Source organism: Taklimakanibacter deserti (genome assembly GCA_003574785.1).
The window spans coordinates 320,495-338,875 of record QORU01000001.1 but is presented as its reverse complement, the minus strand read 5'-3'; the positions used below and the strand labels follow the sequence as shown (position 1 = coordinate 338,875).

Annotated in this window: 15 protein-coding genes and 1 pseudogene; 8 read left to right on the top strand and 8 right to left on the bottom strand. The window is 62.8% G+C overall.

All coding sequences use genetic code 11. The features are described 5' to 3' along the window. Positions 1–17 precede the first annotated feature (17 nt). On the top strand, positions 18–473 hold the full coding sequence (locus DS839_RS01540; protein ID WP_119268510.1) for a GNAT family N-acetyltransferase: 456 nt from the start codon (positions 18–20) through the stop codon (positions 471–473). Here DS839_RS01540 and DS839_RS01535 read toward each other — a convergent pair. The 3 genes from DS839_RS01535 to DS839_RS01525 form a co-directional block, all read right to left on the bottom strand. Continuing rightward, positions 470–1,801, bottom strand: a complete 1,332-nt coding sequence (locus DS839_RS01535) for a TRAP transporter large permease (protein WP_368911037.1) — start codon at positions 1,799–1,801, stop codon at positions 470–472. The genes DS839_RS01540 and DS839_RS01535 overlap by 4 nt on opposite strands. Beyond that, entirely contained in the window at positions 1,798–2,700 is a 903-nt protein-coding gene (locus DS839_RS01530) for a TRAP transporter small permease subunit (protein WP_368911036.1), read from the bottom strand. Before DS839_RS01530 ends, DS839_RS01535 begins: the two co-directional genes overlap by 4 nt. 95 nt (positions 2,701–2,795) lie before the next feature. Next, positions 2,796–3,935 carry a TRAP transporter substrate-binding protein gene (locus tag DS839_RS01525; RefSeq protein WP_119268509.1) on the bottom strand — a complete coding sequence of 380 codons (1,140 nt, stop codon included), beginning with the start codon at positions 3,933–3,935 and terminating at the stop codon, positions 2,796–2,798. A 198-nt stretch (positions 3,936–4,133) separates the two neighbouring features. On the opposite strand from DS839_RS01525, the gene DS839_RS01520 reads away from it, so the two are divergent. After that, positions 4,134–5,444, top strand: coding sequence for an NAD(P)/FAD-dependent oxidoreductase (locus tag DS839_RS01520; RefSeq protein ID WP_119268835.1), 1,311 nt, complete (start codon positions 4,134–4,136; stop codon positions 5,442–5,444). A 7-nt stretch (positions 5,445–5,451) separates the two neighbouring features. On the opposite strand, the gene DS839_RS01515 is transcribed toward DS839_RS01520, so the two are convergent. Continuing rightward, complete coding sequence (locus DS839_RS01515) at positions 5,452–5,817, bottom strand: hypothetical protein (protein ID WP_119268508.1); 366 nt, start codon at positions 5,815–5,817, stop codon at positions 5,452–5,454. A 176-nt stretch (positions 5,818–5,993) separates the two neighbouring features. Here DS839_RS01515 and DS839_RS01510 point away from each other — a divergent pair, with 176 nt between their 5' ends. Beyond that, a complete protein-coding gene (locus tag DS839_RS01510) occupies positions 5,994–7,208 on the top strand; it encodes a pyridoxal phosphate-dependent aminotransferase (RefSeq protein ID WP_119268507.1) in 1,215 nt (404 codons plus the stop codon). On the opposite strand, the gene DS839_RS01505 is transcribed toward DS839_RS01510, so the two are convergent. From DS839_RS01505 to DS839_RS01490, 4 genes are read right to left on the bottom strand one after another with little or no spacing between them, the layout of a single operon-like run. Beyond that, entirely contained in the window at positions 7,205–7,585 is a 381-nt protein-coding gene (locus tag DS839_RS01505) for a GFA family protein (RefSeq protein WP_119268506.1), read from the bottom strand. The genes DS839_RS01510 and DS839_RS01505 overlap by 4 nt on opposite strands. Before the next feature lie 9 nt (positions 7,586–7,594). Then, complete coding sequence (locus DS839_RS01500; RefSeq protein ID WP_119268505.1) at positions 7,595–9,085, bottom strand: S41 family peptidase; 1,491 nt, start codon at positions 9,083–9,085, stop codon at positions 7,595–7,597. 21 nt (positions 9,086–9,106) lie between these two features. After that, positions 9,107–12,337, bottom strand: a complete 3,231-nt coding sequence (locus DS839_RS01495) for an efflux RND transporter permease subunit (RefSeq protein WP_119268504.1) — start codon at positions 12,335–12,337, stop codon at positions 9,107–9,109. An 11-nt stretch (positions 12,338–12,348) separates the two neighbouring features. Continuing rightward, positions 12,349–13,491 (bottom strand): efflux RND transporter periplasmic adaptor subunit, encoded by a 1,143-nt coding sequence (locus DS839_RS01490; RefSeq protein ID WP_119268503.1) that lies wholly within the window; start codon positions 13,489–13,491, stop codon positions 12,349–12,351. A 267-nt stretch (positions 13,492–13,758) separates the two neighbouring features. On the opposite strand from DS839_RS01490, the gene DS839_RS01485 reads away from it, so the two are divergent. The 5 genes and pseudogenes from DS839_RS01485 to DS839_RS01465 all read left to right on the top strand — a co-directional run bounded on the left by DS839_RS01485 (position 13,759) and on the right by DS839_RS01465 (position 18,309). Continuing rightward, positions 13,759–14,694, top strand: a complete 936-nt coding sequence (locus tag DS839_RS01485) for an ABC transporter permease subunit (RefSeq protein ID WP_119268502.1) — start codon at positions 13,759–13,761, stop codon at positions 14,692–14,694. A gap of 47 nt (positions 14,695–14,741) precedes the next feature. Then, positions 14,742–16,325 carry a high-affinity branched-chain amino acid ABC transporter permease LivM gene (gene livM, locus DS839_RS01480; protein WP_162918220.1) on the top strand — a complete coding sequence of 528 codons (1,584 nt, stop codon included), beginning with the start codon at positions 14,742–14,744 and terminating at the stop codon, positions 16,323–16,325. 1 nt (position 16,326) lies between these two features. Further along, a pseudogene (locus DS839_RS01475) lies at positions 16,327–17,214 on the top strand (ABC transporter ATP-binding protein); the annotation flags it as partial. An 11-nt stretch (positions 17,215–17,225) separates the two neighbouring features. Continuing rightward, positions 17,226–17,951 carry an ABC transporter ATP-binding protein gene (locus DS839_RS01470; RefSeq protein ID WP_119268499.1) on the top strand — a complete coding sequence of 242 codons (726 nt, stop codon included), beginning with the start codon at positions 17,226–17,228 and terminating at the stop codon, positions 17,949–17,951. A gap of 10 nt (positions 17,952–17,961) precedes the next feature. Beyond that, complete coding sequence (locus tag DS839_RS01465) at positions 17,962–18,309, top strand: DUF6867 family protein (RefSeq protein WP_119268498.1); 348 nt, start codon at positions 17,962–17,964, stop codon at positions 18,307–18,309. Positions 18,310–18,381 lie beyond the last annotated feature (72 nt).

The window sequence follows — 18,381 nt, the reverse complement described above, 5'->3', positions numbered from 1 at the left end:
CCTCTATAACTCAGCCCATGCTCAAAGCCCATCTGTTCCGCATCAGGCCCTATGAACCGCGCGATCTTGACGCGGCCGCCCGGGCCGCCAACGCCGCCTGCCGGCAGGCCTATGCCTATTTCGGCTACAACCATCCGGTCTCGGCGACGCGCACGCGCCTCACCGAAGCCCTGGCGGAAGGCCAGAGATGTTTCGTGCCGGAAGCGGACGGCGTGGTGGTCGGCATTCTCACCGTGAAGCCGGCTTTCATCGACCGGCTCTTCATTGCGCCCGACTGGCAGGGCTTTGGCTTCGGCACCGCCCTGATCGATTTCGCCAAGTCCCTCTATCCCGCCGGCATCGAGCTCCATTGCGCGCAGCAGAATTTCGGCGCCTGCCGCCTCTATGAGCGCCACGGCTTCGTACCCATGATCCATCTTATCTACGAGCCGCTCGGCATCGGCGATGTTGTCTATCGCTGGCCGGGCAGCTAGCTGCCATAGACCTGGCGCGGCAGCCACATGCCGATTTCGGGAAAGATATAGAGCAGCACCATCGCGATGAGCACGATGAAGAGAAAGGGCATCACGCCCCGGAAGATGTCGTTGATGTTCACATGCTTGGGCGCCACGCCTTTCAGGTAGAACGGCGCCATGGCGACCGGCGGCGACAGGAACGACGTCTGGATATTGAGCGCGATCAGGAGACCGAAGAACAAGGGGTCGATGCCGAAATGCTCGAGCAAGGGCAGGAAGATCGGCACGAAGATGACGATGATCTCGGTCCATTCGAGCGGCCAGCCCAGGATGAAGATGATGATCTGGCTGACGATCAGGAACATGACCGGCGAGAGGTTGAGGCCGACGACGAAATCCTTGATGACCGCATCGCCGCCCAGGGCGGCGAAGACGGCCGAGAACATGAAGGAGCCGACGAACAGCCAGCCGACCATGGCGGAGGTGCGGGCGGTGAGGTACACCGATTCCTTGAGCTTGTCGAAAGTGAGCGAGCGATAGGCGGCGGCAAGGATGAGGGCGCCCAAGGCCCCGATCGCCGCGGCTTCCGACGGCGTCGCCAGCCCGAACATGATGGCGCCGAGCACCGCCAGGATCAAAAGCGCCAGCGGCAGGAAGGACGTGGTGAGTTGCCAGAAGATTGTCGCATAGGGAACATCGCGCTCTTCCTTGGGCATGGGCGGCGCTAGCGACGGATCGATGAGCACGCGGATCATCACATAGACCATATAGAGGCCGGCGAGCATCAGTCCCGGGAAGAAGGCGCCGGCATAGAGCTGCACCGGCGACACGCCGGCGGTCGCGCCATAGAGGATGAGCATGATCGAGGGTGGGATCAGGATGCCGAGGCAGCCGCCGGCGCAGACGACGCCCGCCGACAGCTTGACGTCATAGCCATGGCGCAGCATGGCCGGGAAAGCGAGCAGCCCCATCAGCGTCACCACCGCTCCGACGATGCCGGTGGCGGTGGCGAAGAGCGCGCAAGTGGCAAGCGTCGCGATGGCGAGCGAGCCCGGCAAGGCGCCTGAGGCGAGTTGGATCGAGCGGAACAGCCGGTCGAGGATATTGGCGCGCTCGACGATATAGCCCATGAAGACGAAGAGCGGCACCGAGATCAAGACGTCATTGGTCATCACCGACCAGGTGCGCTGGACGAGGAGTGCCGCCACCGTATCCATATTGCCGTCATAGGCGAGGAAGGCGAAGCCGACGCCCATCGCCATCAAAGTGAAGGCGATGGGAAAGCCCAGCATGATGAGGAAGATGAAAAGGACGAGCATCAGCACGCCCAGTTGCGGGTCGGTCACAGGCGATCTCCAAGCTCTTCGGCTGGCGTTCCATGCTGCGCCAGGATGACATTCTCGAGCTCTTCGACGTCATGCAGCCGCTGCGGCCACTCTCCCCTTCTCAGGCAGAAGATGCAGCGCACCACCTCGACGATTCCTTGCAGGAGGAGCAGCACGCCGGTGATGGGGATCAGCGTCTTGTATTGATAGACCGGCAGACCGTCGGGACTGTAGGCCGAATGCTCATGCGTCATCCAGGACTGCGCGGCGAAACCATAGCCCGCATAGATGAAGGCGATGATGCCGGGGAAGAAGAACAGGAAGTAGAGCACCAGATCCATCGCCGCCTGGCGGCGCGGCGGCCAGGCGCGATAGAGGAAATCGCCACGCACATGCGAATTGCGCGACAGCGCATAGGCGCCCGCCATGATGAACAAGGCGCCATAGAGGATATAGCTCGCATCATAGGCCCAGGTGGTCGGCGCCCGGAGCACATAGCGCGCGAACACCTCATAGCTCACCGCGAGGGTAAGAATGACGATCGTCCAGGCAAAAAGCTTGCCGATGAAGGTCGAGACCTGGTCGACGGGAATAAGGACGCGCTGCAATCGCGGCCCCCACCCCTCATCGGGCGTGCGCTTGGCGAGGTTGAGCCAGAAGCTGGCGATGATGGCCACGACGCCCAGCCAGAAGAGGAGTGATGAGTAAGGCATTGTGCCACGCTCGGCATGGGCGGCGGCGAGCGGCGCGCAGCGCTCGAACGGACCGAACAGGCACATGAAGACCTGGTTGGGCCGCAAGCCCTTGCCGGCGACAAGGCCGCCGACCTGGCCATAGGCATAGAGCGACCAGAAGATGGCGAGGAGTGTGGCGACGACGCCACCCCCGAAGAGAAGCAAGGACAGGCGCTGATTTTTCATGGCGCCCAGCCCCCGCGGATAAGCCGGCATTACCCCTCCCCTAAGTCTTCCGGCTCCCGTCGGGACAGGAGCCGGCACTGATTGTTCTTCTTGAGCTATGCCTTGAAGAAGTGATCGTAGGCCGTCTTCTGGTCGACTTCCAGGTCGAACTGGGTCGCCACCACCCGCTTCGTCCAGGCCTTCTGGCTTTCGACCACCTTGGCGAAGAACGGCTCCTGCGACTGCGCCGCGATCACCTTGTCCCAGGCGGCGAGTTGCGCCTGGAGCACTGCATCGGGTGTGCGATGCACTTTGACGCCCTGCTCCGCCTTCATCGCTTCGAGGTCCTTGGAATAGCGATCCATCGCCTTCCACGACATGTCGGCGGAGGCCGATTCCGCGGCATATTTCACGATCGCCTGGAGATCCGGCGGGAGCGCGTCATATTTCGACTTGTTGAAGATGACCTCGAAACATTCCGCCGACTGGTGATAGCTCTGCAGCATGTAGTCCTTGCTGACATCTGGGAAGCCCAGCAGCCGGTCGGAGGACGGGTTGTTGAACTCCGCAGCCTCGAGCAGGCCGCGGTCCATGGCGGGGACGATCTCGCCGCCGCCCAGGATGGTCACTGCGGCACCCATCTCCTTGAAGAGATCGGCGGAGAGGCCGACGGTGCGGTATTTGAGACCGGCGAGCTCTTCCGGCTTCTCGACCGGCTTCTTGAACCAGCCGAGCGGCTGGGTCGGCATGGGCCCGGTAAGGAAGCCGACCAGATTGAGGCCCAGCACCTGCTGGACGAGCTCGTCATAGAGCGCCTGTCCGCCGCCATATTTCATCCAGCCGACCATCTGGTTGGCCCGCCAGCCCCAGGCCGGCGGCGTACCGAAGAGCGAATAGGCCTTGTGCTTGCCGTACCAATAGGCGCACACGCCATGGCCGCCATCAAGCGTGCCGGCGATGACCGCATCTTGCACCTCGAAGGCCTTGGCGACGGCGCCTGCCGCGAGCAATTCGAGCTTGAGCCGCCCGCCGCACATCTCATTGACGCGGGCCACATAGTCCTGCGCGTATTCATGGAAGATATCCTTGGACGGCCAAGTGCTCTGGAATTTGAACACGATGGCCTCCTGGGCGCGGGCGACGTTGGGCATCGACAAAGCGGCCGCTCCCGCGACCGCCGTTGCTCCCGTCTTCAGGAAGTTGCGGCGCGAGCGCTGGGCCGCATCCCGGTTTTTGGATTTACGATCTTTGGACATTGGGTTCCTCCAGATGAAACGTTGTTCTTGATTGGTGCGCAGTGTGCAGGAATTACCGAGGTGAGGCAACTTGCCGCGTCATTCAACTAACGTCGAAGACGGCTCGCGGGAACTTTCCAGGCTTGCCTTTAAGTCTCTGATTTTGAAAAGGGAAAAAGCCGTGTAAGAGGGTGCGACCCGCACCCCATGAAGCAACCCATGCCTTCACAGATATTTCATCCCGAATTCAAGGCCCGCCCTTTCTGGTGGGAGGCCTATGCGCCCGAGACGATGGCGCCCATCGAGTTGCCCCGGGAGAGCCGCGTCGCGGTCGTCGGCGCCGGCTATGCCGGACTTTCGGCAGCGCTGGCGCTGAATGATGCCGGCATCGACTGCATCGTCCTCGATGCCCATGAGCCGGGCTTCGGCGCCTCGACGCGCAATGGCGGCATGGTGTCGGGCGGCGTCAATGTCGGCAAGCGCTACATCGCCAAGCCCCTGTCCCCCGAAGCGGCTGCTCCTTTCATGAGCGACGCGGCCGAGGCCTTCACCCATATCGAGGACCTGATCGCGCGCGAGAAGATCGCCTGCCACTGGACCAAGGCCGGCTATTTCCTCGGCGCCTGGTGCCAGAGCCACTATCGCGCCATGGAGAAGAAGATCGCCGTCCTCAACGCCAATGCGCAAACGGGCGCCTACATCGTGCCGCGCGAGCGGCAGCGCGACGAGATCGGCTCCGACTATTATCGGGGCGGCATGGTGGTGGAGCGCGCCGCCCACATCCACCCCGCTCTCTATTACAAGGGCCTCCTCGATATCGTCCGTCGGCGGAATATTCCGCTCGCCGCCAGGACGCCGGTGACCAAGCTGACACAGTCGGACTCGGGCTGGATCGTCACGACGCCGAGGGGCGATATCAAGGCGGCCGATGTCGTCATCGCCACCAACGGCTATACCGGCGATGTGACGCCGCAATTCAAGCGCCGCGTGGTGCCGATCGGTTCCTATATCATCGCGACCGAAGAGCTTCCGCCTGAGATTGCCCGCTCGCTCTCGCCCAGGAACCGCTCGATCGCCGACACGCGCCGGGTGCTCACCTATTATCGCATGTCGCCCGACGGCAGGCGCCTCATCTTCGGCGGCCGCGCCAAATTCGGCCAGACGGATCCGGTCGAGACCGCGCCGGTGCTCTATCGCTTCATGGTCGATCGCTATCCGCAGCTCGAGGGCGTCAAGATCACCCATGCCTGGACCGGCAATGTCGCCTTCACCCTCGATGAGATGCCGCATATGGGCAAGTTCGACAATCTGCATTACGCGCTGGGCTGCAACGGCTCCGGCGTCGCGATGCTGAGCTATCTGGGCTTCCAGACCGGGCGCAAAATTGCCGGCCATGTGAACCGCATCTGCGCTTTCGACAGCGAGGATTTTCCCACGCATCCGCTTTATACCGGCAATACCTGGTTCGTGCCGTGGATCGGGCGCTATTTCCGCACCCGCGATTGGATCGACCGGAACATCGGGGGCTAGCTGAAAGCTAGCCGCAGCGTGCCTGCAGCGCCCACACGCCGCCATTGAATTTGGGCGAGCCGACCAGACGGCCGCGCTGGCCTTCCGGGCAGGCGAAATAACCGAGCGACGAGGACGCGATGTTGATCGCATCCTTCTGGCTGTCGGGCTTCATCGCCGCCGTCGTGCCCGACACCTTCACGTCGAAGGCCTTCATCGCGTCATTATAGGTGTAGTTCAGCGCATAGTGCTTGCCGTTGTAGAAGATCGGCTCCGAGCGCGACTGGGTCTGGACCGTGCGCGGCCCTCCGGAATTGATGTCGACATTTCCCGGCTTGCTGCAGGCGGCGGCGAGGACAGACACACACAATAAGGCAAGCACGTTGCGATTCATGGGAGTTCCGGAAATGGCTGGGAGGCCCGGCGCATATAGGGTTGTTCGCCCGATATGTACAGGAAGGAGGTTAAGCAAATGCGGCGATGCGATTGGGGGCGTGCCTAGGGTCAAACTGTGACATTTTTGCGGGAACGCTCGACGGACCGGGGCCTTGCATGGCATAGAGCCCCGCCATGGCTCCCTTCGACGTCGCTTCCCTCCTCGCTCGCCGCACCTCCCAGTCCGACGAAGGTCCCATCGTGCGCATGTCGCAGCGTACCCGCGAACTTAGGGCCAAGGGCCAGGACATAGCGAGCCTGACGATCGGCGAGCCGGATTTCGATACGCCCTTCCATATCCAGGCAGCCGCTGGCGAGGCCATGAAGAAGGGCTTGACCCATTATTCGCCGGTCGCCGGCATCCTCGAATTGCGCCAGGCGCTGGCCCTGAAGCTCAAGGACGAGAACGGGCTCGACTACGCCGCATCCGAGATAGTCATCGCCAATGGCGCCAAGCAGGCCATCGCCAATGCCGTCCTGGCCCTGATCGAGCCCGGCGACGAGGTGATCATGCTCTCGCCCTATTGGGTCTCCTATGAGATCATCGTGCGCTTGGCGGGCGGGGTGCCGGTCATCCTCAAGGCCGGAGTGGAGGAGAACTTCAAGGCGCCGCCGGAGCGGATCGCCGCGGCCCTTACCGACCGGACCAAGCTTCTGATCCTGAACTCGCCCAACAACCCGACGGGCGCCGTGTGGAGCGCCTTTGAGCTTTCAGCCCTTGCCGCGGTGGTGAAAAGCCATCCGCGCCTGATGGTGCTCTCGGACGAGATCTACGAATACATCCTGTTCGACGGCAAGATGACCTCATTCGCCAGCTTGCCCTCCATGCGCGAGCGCGCCATCACGGTGAACGGCTTTTCCAAAAGCTTCGCCATGACGGGCTGGCGGCTCGGCTATGCGGCGGGCCCCGCGCCTTTGGCCCAGGCCATGGCGCGCCTGCAGAGCGGCCTCACCGCCGGTGCCAATTCCTTTGTCCAGCATGCGGCGCTGACGGCGCTTTCGGGCGGCCGCGCTGATGTCGGGCGGATGCGCCGGCGCTACGAGGCGCGCCGTGACATGGTGGTCGCCGCCCTCGCGCGCGTTCCGGGCCTTCGCCTCGCGCCCATCCCGGCGACCTTCTACGCCTTTCCCAATGTCGGCGCCTTCCTTGGCCGCAAGGCCGGCAATCACGTGATGGACAGCGTCGAGACCCTGTGCGACTGGCTTCTGGAAGAGAATGGCGTCGCGACCGTCCCGGGCTCGGCCTTCGGCGATCCGAACTGCATCAGGCTCTCTTTCGCCACCGGCGAAGCCGAGCTCGCCAAGGCGCTCGAGCGCTTCACCGGCGCGCTCGAACGCCTGACCGCCTAAATCACGGCTCTGACCCAGGCGTGCCGGCACTCCTCATGGACGGCCTGGCTTGGTGCCGGGAAATGCGGATCGGCGAAGGAACCGACGGCGACGGCGATGAAATCGGCCTTGCGCTGCGGCTCCCAGAAGACCGTCGAGCCGCAGCGGGGGCAAAAGTGAAATGTCACCGGGTGCCCTGAGTCGGATGGGCGTGAAAAGCTTTTCGCCTCCCCCTCCACTTTGATCCGGTCCCGCTCGAAGAAAGCAGCGATGCCGTAGACGCTGCCGGTTCGCCTTTGGCACGCCAGGCAATGGCACAAGGACACTGTCGAAGGATTTCCCAAGGCGGTCACGCGCAGCTTTCCGCAGGCACAGGTCGCCAGTCTTTCTTCGCGCATGAGGAGCTACTAGTTCGGCTGGTTGGAGGGCGGAGCGGCGCCTTTTCCCGCGGCCACGCTCGCGACGGCGGCGGAGCGGATGACCTTCATCACCTCATCCATGACCATGTCCCGCCCCGAGGCGTAATAGGCGAAACGAGGGCTTGCGGTGAGCTGCGGGGTAAGGGAACCAGGTGCCGCGCCATAGACATAGTTGAGCAGGAAGCAGGTCGTGATCTGCTCGAGCTCACAGCCATTCTCCCAGTCATGATAGGCGGTGGCATAGCGCACCGCGATCTTCGAATGGGGCAATATGGCCCTGTCGCCTTCGCCCCAGAACTGTCCGCGATCGCCCATCGGCTCGCCGACCTGGGTGGCGCGGCCACCGGCGAAGAATTTTATCCGCGCTACGGTGCTGATCGCCGCGGAGAAGCTGTTGCCGCCGGTCAGGATGAAGATGCGGCCGTCGGGCGGTACCGCATCGGCGAGGCGGCGCGCGAAATCCGCCGCTTGCGTGTAGTCGCCGCCGCGATTGTAGCGCAGATCGACCACCACGAACTTGGTTCCTCTGCGCTTGATCGTGTCGAGCACTTCGGCGAGATGGTCGGCGAGCCTCTGCCGCCCCTGGTCGCGCATCCGGTTGATCTGCAGGAAGAGAACCCGCCCCTCATCGACATAAGCGTGCCAGTAATTCTCGTCGAGCTTGGACAGATAGAGCGGCGCGGCATCGAGGACATGCGACCAGCCGGGACCGTCGGTGAGGGTGGGAACCGGGCTCAGGTCGCGCACCGGCCAATAAGGATTGTCCTCGAGTTCCGGCGTGACGTCGGCGACGCTCAGGAAGCGGTCGATCACCAGGCCGTTGGCGAGGCGGAAGCGGTATTGGCTGTTGTCGGCGCTGCCATTGAGGCCCGCAGCCGTCAGGAGCTCGGGGGAAACGATCAGCCGCGGCACATGCTGGCGAAGCAGCGTCGGCGGGCCGCCGATGAAGGGACGGAACGTCGTGATGACCGAATCGATCGGGCGGTCGTTTACCGCAAGCAGCTGCGCCCCGACGAGGTCCTGGGCGTCGCCCAGCGCCTTCACCACGAAGAGGCCGTCGCTGAAGACGCCGAGCCGGATCGGCACCGATTTGAAGCTCCTGTCGCCGAGCTGGGTCAGGACATTGGTATGGCCGTTATCGGCAAGGGCGGTGAGCCGTGCCGCTTCGAGGGTGAGCTTCGCCCTGTCGAACGTGCCCGACTGCGCGATGAGCCGTTCCACGGCGCGCGCGAAAGCACGGCGCTTCTCCTTGGTGAAGCTGCGGTCGATCTCCGGGAGACGGCTCAGATATTCGAGGTCCTGGCGGTTCTTGTCGGCCTCGGTGGCGGCTGGGGGAAAGTCGGCCGCGGGATAGGATCTCCACACCGGATACATGAGATAGGCGAATGCTGCCGCTGCGGCGACCGCCAGGACCATGACTGCCTGGAACAAGCGCTTGAGGAAGCGCCCGGAAGCGGATCGGCGCTGCGACTCGCTCATCCGAGCCGCATCAGGCGAATGCTATTCCGCCGCCTCCGCCGGTGGCGGACGCCGCTCGCGCTGCTTCTTGCTCTTGCCTGCTTCTCTGCGATCATCACGATCATTAGCCGCTTGCGCCGCGACGGGCGCATGGCCAGCATGCCCCGCGGCACCGCCGGCTGCAAGCGCTTCCTTGGGCCGCCGGTCGGCGGCGATATAGGTATAGACGACAGGCGTGATGAACAGTGTGAACATCGTGCCGACGGTCATGCCGGCGGCGATCACGAGACCGATATCGAATCGGCTCTTGGCGCCGGCGCCGGCGGCGACGAGCAGCGGCACGACGCCGATCACCATGGCGGCGGTCGTCATCAGGATCGGCCGCAAGCGGACCGCGGCCGCTTCCTTGATGGCGGCGAACTTGTCGTAGCCCTGCTCTTCCTGAAGCTTATTGGCGAATTCCACCATGAGGATGCCGTGCTTCGAGATGAGGCCGATCAAGGTCACGAGCCCGATCTGGGTATAGATATTGATGGTGCCGGAACCGAGATTGATCGGCGACTGGCCCTGCATCATGCCGTTCACCTCGCCCAGGATGAACAGGAAGAACAAGGCGCCGAACATCGACGCCGGCAGGCCGATGAGGATGATGAACGGATCGCGGAAACTCTCGAACTGCGCCGCCAGCACCAGATAGATGACGATGAGGGCGAACAGGAAGGTGTAGGCCAGCGTGTTGCCTTCGGTCACGAACTGCCGGGCTTCACCCTGCCAGTCATAGGTCATGCCCTGCGGGAAGTATTCCTGCGCCTTCTGCTGCAGGAACGCCACCGCCTCGCCGACAGTCCGGCCGGGGAACGGAGCGCCCTGGAAGGTCGCCGAATTGAGCTGCTGGAAGGTAGCGAGGCTGTTGGGCTGCACCGTCTGGTCGAGCCTGATGAAGGACGACAGCGGCACCATGTCGCCACCCGTGGTGCGCAGCTGATAGTCGAGCAGCCTTTGGGCGGAACCGCGATACGCGCGCGGAACCTGCGCGATCACTTCATATGACCGGCCCTGGATATTGATGCGGTTGACGTTGTTGCCGCCGAGCAGCACCGCGAGCGTCGAGCCGATATCGCTCATCCGGACGCCGAGCTGGTTGGCCTTGTCCTTGTCGATGATGAGCTCGGCCTGCGGCGTCTCGAAGCGCAGATCCGTGTTGGTGAAGATGAACAGGCCGCTCTTCTTGGCATCGGCATCGATCTTGTCGAGCACCTCGGCCACCTTGGTGTAGTCGCCGGGCGTCTTGATGACGAACTCGACCGGCATTTCACCGGCGCCGATCGGGATGGCGGGCGGCGCCGTGGCGAAGGTCTTGACGCCGGAAATGCCGCCGAGCTTGCCCTGCATTTCACCGATGATCATCGTGTCGGAGCGCTCCCGCTGCTCCCACGGCTTGACGATGAGGCCGACGAATGCGGCATGCACCGATCCCATGCCGACGATCGAGAAGACGTTCTGCCGCTCCGGCACGTCCATGAAGGTCTGTGTCACCTTGTCGGCATAGGTCTGCAGATAGTCGAGATTGGTGTGCTCGGGCGCGTTGACGAAGGAGAACAGCACGCCCTGATCTTCCGAGGGCGCCAACTCCTTGTTGATCGCGCTGTAGAGGATGCCCGACATGACGACGATGAGGATGACCATCAGCGCGAAGACCGGCCGCTGCTTCATGGCGCCCTCGAGCCGGCGCGAATAGAAGCCGCGCACCGCGCCGAAGATGCGCTCGATCATCCGCTCGAACCAGCCTTCCTGCTCATGCTGCTTGAAGATCTTCGAGCACATCATCGGCGACAGCGTCAGCGCGATGATCCCTGAGACGATGACGGCGCCGGCGAGCGTGAAGGCGAATTCTCGGAACAAGGCGCCGGTCAGCCCCGAGGTGAAGCCGATCGGCGCATAGACCGCCGCCAGCGTCAGCGTCATGGTGATGACGGGGCCAGCAATCTCGCGCGCACCCGCAAGCGCGCTCTGGAACGGCGTCATGCCGTCCTCGATATGGCGGTGGATGTTCTCGACGACGACGATGGCGTCGTCGACGACGAGGCCGATGGCCAGCACGAAGGCGAGCAGCGTCAGGAGGTTGATCGAATAGCCGAGCGCCAGGAGGAAGATGGCCACACCGACCAGCGACAGCGGGATGGTGACGACCGGAACCAGCGTCGAGCGGATATTGCCGAGGAACAGGAAGATGACGACGATGACAATGAGCGTCGCCTCGAGGAGCGTCTTGCTCACCTCCCAGATCGACGCATTGATGAACTCGGTCGCGTCATAGGCGATGCTCGCCTTGAGCTGCGGCGGCAGTTGCCCCTGCAGGTTGGGGAATTGGTCGCGCACTTGCGAGATCACCGACAGCGGGTTGGCGTCGGGCGTGGTGGTGATGCCAAGGAACACCGCCTTGAGCCCGTCGAAAGCCGAGGTCGAGTCGAAGTTCTGCGGGCCGAGATCGACAGTGGCGATCTGGCCCAGGCGGATGATCGTGTCGTTCTTGACCGCTACGACGAGCTGCAGGAACTGCTCGGGCGTCTCGAGCGACGTCTTGGCATTGATGTTCTGCTGGATGAAGTCGCCCTTCACGCTGCCGGCGGCGGTAGTGAAGTTGTTCTGTGCCAGCGCGTTGTTGACGTCGAGCGGCGTGATGCCGAGCGCCGCCATCTTGTCCGGATTGAGCCAGACGCGCATGGCGAAGGTCGAGCCGCCGAGGATCTCGGCTTCGGCGACGCCGTTGATGGCCTGGATCTGCGGCCGGATCACGCGGTCGAGATAGTCTGAGATCTGCGCCGGCGCCATGGTCTCGGAGCTGAAGCCCATATACATGAGCGCATAGGGCGTGCCGGTCGTGCGCGTCACCACCGGGTCCTTCGATTCCTCCGGCAGCACGCTCTTGACTTCATTGATCTTGGAAAGAACGTCGGCCAGCGCCCGGTCGCCGTCGGCGTCGAGCTTCAGCTTCATGGTGATGGTCGAGACGTTCTGCGCCGATGTCGATTTCAGCGTGTCGATGCCCTCGGTCGAGGCCACCGCCTGCTGGATCGGCGTGGTGATGAAGCCCTTGATCTGGTCGGCATTGGCGCCGGGATAGGTCGTGGTGATGGTGATCGTCGTGTCTTCGACCTTCGGGAACTGCCGGACCGGCAGGTTCCACACCGAATTGGCGCCCACCAGGAGGATGAGAAGGCTTACGACCGTCGCCAGCACGGGCCGGCGCACGAAAATATCGGTGAAGCTCATGGCTCGCCCCGTTATTGCGTGTTGCGGTCAACCGTCAGGTTGAGCGCGATCGAATTGTCGATTCGGACTTTCGAACCTTGATCGATCTTGTTCTGCCCGGCGATCACGACCTGATCGCCGGACTTGACGCCTTCGATCACGTTCACTCTGCCGCTGCGCACCGGGCCCAGTTTGACGAAGCGCCGCTCGATCTCGAGCTCCGGCTCCTTCGCATTGGGATCTGGATTCTTCGCCTTCACCACCGCGAAGACGCTATCACCGTAAAGCGAATAGGTCACCGCCGTCTGCGATATGGTGACCACCGGCTCGGGCGCCCCGACGATCACGGTCACGTCGGCATACATGCCGGGCACCAGGCGGCCTTCCGGATTCTCGATCTCGCCCCTGACCGTGATCATGCGGCTCGTTTCGGAAACGCGGGCATCGAGCGTCTTCACCTTGCCCTTGAAGGCTTCGCCCTGATAGGTGCTGAACCTCGCCTGCACCTCCTGGCCGATCTTGATGCGGCCGAAATCGGCCTCGGTCACCGTGAAGTCGGCATAGATCGGATCGACGCTCTGCATCCACACGACATTCTGGCCGGCCGCCACATATTTGCCGACCGCGACATCGCGCAGGCCGAGCCTGCCGTCCCACGGCGCATAGATCGATTTCTGCGCGATCAGCGCCTCGGTGCGCTGGACATCGGCGAGAAGCCGGTCTCTGAGCATGCGCGCCGCGTCGAGATCGGACTTGGAGGCATAGCCCTTCTTGAACACCTTCTCGCGCCGGTCGAACTCGATCTGGGCATTGTCGAGCTGCACCTTGAAGTTCTTGAGATCGGCTTCTTCCGTATCGATGTCGAGCTGGATGAGCTTCTGGCCCTTCTTCACCAGGTCGCCCGAATCGAACAGGAGCTCCCTGACCACGCCGCCGACCTGGGGCGCGACCTCGATGCCGTTGACGGCTGCCAGCGTGCCGATGGCGCCGATCTGCGGCTCCCACTGGTCCTGGCGCGCTTCCTCGGCCGAGACGGTCTCGACCGGCTTCGGCGCCGCCTGAATGAAGCCGGCGATCATCTTCGGCTTGAAGTCGAAGGCATACCAGGCGATGGCGCCACCGAGTCCGCCCAGCAGCACAATCACAAGTAGGAAATATATGATGCGGCGCAACATGGGCGTCTAGATAAGCCGATTAAGGTTGGATGTAAATGATATAAACTTGCTAGATGGGTCACTACTGACAGACGACAAGATATTTCGGTAAAGTATTTCGTTACGAAATATTTCACTACTTTACGGTGCGGTTGTGAACCGTTTGGCGGTTTTTTGAGCAACCGCTTGTCTTTCCAAAGTGATACGTCTAAGCATCGCTGAACCAGTCGAAAAGAAGCTGGATAACAACTAAAAAAGCAACGGGTGAGGACAAAGGCAGGGGGGCTCATGGAATATTTCCTAGAGCAGCTCATAAACGGCATTACGCTCGGCTCGATCTATGGTCTGATCGCCATCGGCTACACCATGGTCTATGGCATCATCGGCATGATCAACTTCGCCCATGGCGATATATTCATGGTCGGCGCCTTCATCTCGCTGATCGCCATCCTGGCGATCGGGCTTACCGCCTCGGCGAGCTTCGCGCTTCTTCTTCTGGCGCTCCTTCTCGTCCTCGCCATCGCGATGATTCTCGCTTCCGCCTACAACTGGACAGTCGAGCGCGTCGCCTATCGCCCGCTCCGCGGCTCGTTCCGCCTGGCGCCGCTCATTTCCGCCATCGGCATGTCGATCGTCCTTCAGGAGTTCGTGCGTATCGCCCAAGGCGGCCGGCCGAAGCCGATGCCGGCCCTGATCTCGGGCGGCGTCGATCTCGTCCACACCACGACGGCGCAAGGCGAGTTCGTGGTCCGCCTCTCCACCATGCAGATCATCATCATCGTGACGACGCTCGCTCTGATGGCGCTGTTCACGGCACTCATCACCCGCACCTCGCTCGGGCGCGCCCAGCGTTCCTGCGAGCAGGACATGAAGATGGCGTCGCTCCTCGGCATCGACGTCAACAAGACCATCTCCATCACCTTCATCATGGGCGCATCGCTCGCCGCCGTTGCCGGGCTCATGTTCTTCCTGCGCTACGGCGTCATTGACTTCTATATCGGCTTCCTCGCCGGCGTTAAGGCGTTCACCGCGGCCGTGCTGGGCGGCATCGGCTCGATCCCGGGCGCCATGCTGGGCGGTCTTGTCATGGGTCTCATCGAGGTGTTCTGGTCGGCCTATTTCTCGGTCGAATACAAGGACGTCGCATCCTTCGCGATGCTGGCCGTGGTTCTCATCTTCCTGCCGCAAGGGCTTCTGGGCAAACCGGAGGTAGAGAAAGTCTGACGATGGCGACTGCGCAAACCGCACAACAGCAAAAGGGACAAGGCGCAGTGACCGCCTCCTCTCCCGCCCACTCCGGAACCGATTTCAACCGCATCCTCATCGACGTCGCGCTTACCGCCCTGATCGCCTTCGCGATCCTGGGCCCGATCGTCGGCCTCAAGACGGAAGCGCCGCAAGGCGGCCTGGTGCTCCAGCAACGCTGGGGATGGGTGGCGAGCTTCGTCGCCATCATCACCGCCGGACGGCTGGCATTGCATCTTCTCGTCTGGAACCGCCCATCCTGGGTGACGCCGCAACATGTAAAGCGCTGGGGCTGGAGTGCGATGGCCGTCGGCGTCGCGGCATTTGTCATCGGCCTCTTCACCACGGATGCCCCCTTGGGTTTCCTGGCCCAGATCCATGCGCAACTACCGGCCTGGTTCATAGCCTTTGGCGTCTTCGCCTTCTTGGCGGGCGCCTGGCTCGCTTATTCGGCGGCCAGCGAGACGGTGGAAGGCAAGGCTGCGCAATCAGGCTTCGTCCAGGCCGTCGAGCCCTATGGCAAATATTTCGGCGTGGCGCTTCTGATCGTCGGCGTCCTCCTGCCCTTCATACCGGGCATCGACCGCCGCATCGTCGACCTCGGGATATTGATGCTCACTTATGTGATGCTCGGCTGGGGCCTCAATATCGTCGTCGGTCTCGCCGGCCTCCTCGATCTCGGCTACGTCGCCTTCTATGCGGTCGGCGCCTATTCCTATGCGCTTCTCGCCACCGTCTATTTCCCGCTGTGGTTCGGCGACGGCATCACGCCCTGGAGCTTTTGGCTGGTGCTCCCCCTCGCCGGCCTTCTTGCCGGTCTCTGGGGCATCATCCTCGGTTTTCCGGTGTTGCGCCTCAGGGGCGACTATCTGGCGATCGTCACCTTGGCCTTTGGCGAGATCATCCGCGTCATCCTGATCAACTGGTACAGCTTCACCAACGGCCCCAACGGCATATCCGACATCCCCCGGCCGAGCTTCTTCGGAATTCCCTTCACCAGTGACGAGAACGGCTTTGCCGCGACTTTCGGCCTGAAGTACTCGCCGCTCCAGCGCATCATCTTCCTCTATTATGTCATTCTCGTTCTGGCCCTCATCACCAATTTCGTCACCATGCGGCTGCGCCGGCTGCCGATCGGGCGCGCCTGGGAAGCCTTGCGCGAGGATGAGATCGCCTGCCGCTCGCTCGGCATCAACACCACCAACACCAAGCTCACCGCCTTTGCCATCGGCGCCATGTTCGGCGGCTTCGCTGGCTCGTTCTTCGCGACGAGGCAGGGCTTCGTCTCGCCCGAGAGCTTCGTCTTCATGGAATCGGCTATCATCCTCGCCATCGTCGTCTTGGGCGGGCTCGGATCGCAGATCGGCGTCGTCATCGCCGCCATCGTGGTGATCGGCGCCTTCGAGGTCTTCCGCGAGCTGGCCTTCCTCAAGGCGATCATGCCGGACGGCTTCGATCCGGCGCAGTACCGCATGCTGGCGGTCGGCATCGCCATGGTGCTGATCATGCGCTGGCGACCGCGCGGCCTCGTCACCAAACGCGATCCGTCGATCTTCCTGAAAGAGAAGAAGGCGGTCTCCGCCGATCTCGTGGCGCAGGGACACGGCTGAGATGGCGAACTGGAAAGACAATCCCGTGCTGCGCGTGGATCATCTCACCATGCGCTTCGGCGGCCTCGTCGCCATCGACGACCTCTCCTTCAGCGTCGGACGCAACGACATCACCGCCCTCATCGGCCCCAATGGCGCCGGCAAGACCACCGTCTTCAACTGCCTCACCGGCTTCTACAAGCCGACCGAGGGCATGATTGTGATGCGCCACACCGACGGCAAGGAATTCATCCTCGAGCGCATGGACGATTTCCGCATATCGCAATTCGCCAAGGTGGCGCGCACCTTTCAGAACATCCGGCTCTTCGCCGGCATGACGGTGCTGGAGAATCTGGTCGTCGCCCAGCACAACACCTTGATGAAGGCCTCGGGCTATACCGTCGCCGGCATTCTCGGATTGGGCGGCTATCGCCGCGCCGAGAAGGAGGCGGTCGAGAAGGCGAAATATTGGCTCGATCAGATCCATCTGACCGATCGCGCCGACGATCCGGCGGGCGACCTGCCCTATGGCGCGCAACGCCGGCTCGAGATCGCGCGCGCCATGTGCACCGAGCCCAAGCTCCTGTGTCTCGACGAGCCAGCCGCCGGCCTCAACCCGCGCGAATCGGATGACCTCAACAAGCTTCTCCTGGCGATCCGCAAGAACCAGGGCATCGGCGTCCTCCTCATCGAGCACGACATGAAGGTGGTGATGGAGATTTCCGACCATGTGGTGGTGCTCGACTACGGCCAGAAGATCGCCGACGGAACACCGGCCGAGGTGAAGATCGACCCGGCGGTCATCCGCGCCTATCTGGGCGTCGATGAAGAGGAGGCGCCACCGATAGCCGCGAAGCTCGTGACCGAGGCGATCGCGCGCGCCGAGCACGAGGCGCCGTCGGCCCGGAAGGGAGGCCATTGATGGCCAAGCCCCTTCTCACCGTGCGTGGCGTCGAGACCTTCTACGGCAAGATCCAGGCGCTCAAGGGCATCGATCTCGACGTCAATGAAGGCGAGATCGTCACCTTGATCGGATCGAACGGCGCCGGCAAATCCACCTTGATGATGACCATTTGCGGCACGCCGCGCTGCCGGGCCGGAGCGATCGACTTCGGCGGCACGGACATCACCCAGAGCCCGACGCATCAGATCGTCCGCCTCGGCATCGCCCAGTCGCCGGAAGGCCGGCGCATCTTCCCGCGCATGACCGTCCTCGAAAACCTGCAGATGGGAGCCGCGGTCAGTAACCCTGCGCATTTTGAGGCGGATCTCGCGCGCGCCTTCAAGGTCTTTCCCATCCTCGAGAAGCGCCAGGGCCAGCGCGGCGGGACGCTGTCGGGCGGCGAGCAGCAGATGCTGGCCATCGCCCGGGCCTTGATGGCGCGGCCCCGCCTGCTTCTGCTCGATGAACCTTCCCTGGGCCTGGCGCCGCTGATCGTGAAGCAGATTTTCGAGGTCATCCGGGAACTCAATGCCAAGGAGGGCCTGACCGTCTTCCTGGTCGAGCAGAACGCCTTCCACGCCCTCAAGCTCGCCCATCGCGCCTATGTGATGGTAAACGGCCGCATCACCATGACGGGCACCGGCAAGGACCTCCTGGCGAGCCCCGAAATCCGCGCCGCCTATCTCGAAGGCGGAGCTCACTGAGGAAACGACAATGTCTCTCTTCGTCGAGGACAACCCCTGGATCTTCCTGATCATGACGGTGGTGATCGGGGGCGGCGCGGCTTTCCTCGCCGGACGCGCCTTGGCCACCAAATGGCGCCCCTGGGCGATGGCGGTTCTCTATATGATCCCCCTGGGCCTGGCTTTACGCTTCTTTCACTATGCGCTGTTCAATGGCGACCTTTTAAGCCTGCATTATTTCATAACTGACACGCTGGTCCTGATCGCCGGCGCCAGCCTGGGTTACCGGCTGACCCGGGTTAGCCAGATGGTCAGCCAGTATCCCTGGCTTTACGAGCGTTCGAGCCCGTTTTCCTGGCGGGCCAAAGGAGCTCCATGAAATTTGGAACAAGGGCGATGACCCAACTGCATGGCCCTTTCCAATCGCACCCATTTGAGCAAAGATAGGCTC

Excerpts from the sequence above, each read along its gene's own strand:
- DS839_RS01470 (WP_119268499.1), top strand. The coding sequence starts at position 17,226 with ATGGCCAAGCCCCTTCTCACCGTGCGTGGCGTCGAGACCTTCTACGGC.
- DS839_RS01515 (WP_119268508.1), bottom strand. The coding sequence starts at position 5,817 with ATGAATCGCAACGTGCTTGCCTTATTGTGTGTGTCTGTCCTCGCCGCC.
- DS839_RS01490 (WP_119268503.1), bottom strand. The coding sequence starts at position 13,491 with ATGTTGCGCCGCATCATATATTTCCTACTTGTGATTGTGCTGCTGGGC.
- DS839_RS01495 (WP_119268504.1), bottom strand. The coding sequence starts at position 12,337 with ATGAGCTTCACCGATATTTTCGTGCGCCGGCCCGTGCTGGCGACGGTC.
- DS839_RS01465 (WP_119268498.1), top strand. The coding sequence starts at position 17,962 with ATGTCTCTCTTCGTCGAGGACAACCCCTGGATCTTCCTGATCATGACG.
- DS839_RS01510 (WP_119268507.1), top strand. The coding sequence starts at position 5,994 with ATGGCTCCCTTCGACGTCGCTTCCCTCCTCGCTCGCCGCACCTCCCAG.
- DS839_RS01540 (WP_119268510.1), top strand. The coding sequence starts at position 18 with ATGCTCAAAGCCCATCTGTTCCGCATCAGGCCCTATGAACCGCGCGAT.
- DS839_RS01525 (WP_119268509.1), bottom strand. The coding sequence starts at position 3,935 with ATGTCCAAAGATCGTAAATCCAAAAACCGGGATGCGGCCCAGCGCTCG.
- DS839_RS01500 (WP_119268505.1), bottom strand. The coding sequence starts at position 9,085 with ATGAGCGAGTCGCAGCGCCGATCCGCTTCCGGGCGCTTCCTCAAGCGC.
- DS839_RS01505 (WP_119268506.1), bottom strand. The coding sequence starts at position 7,585 with ATGCGCGAAGAAAGACTGGCGACCTGTGCCTGCGGAAAGCTGCGCGTG.
- DS839_RS01485 (WP_119268502.1), top strand. The coding sequence starts at position 13,759 with ATGGAATATTTCCTAGAGCAGCTCATAAACGGCATTACGCTCGGCTCG.
- DS839_RS01530 (WP_368911036.1), bottom strand. The coding sequence starts at position 2,700 with ATGAAAAATCAGCGCCTGTCCTTGCTTCTCTTCGGGGGTGGCGTCGTC.
- DS839_RS01520 (WP_119268835.1), top strand. The coding sequence starts at position 4,134 with ATGCCTTCACAGATATTTCATCCCGAATTCAAGGCCCGCCCTTTCTGG.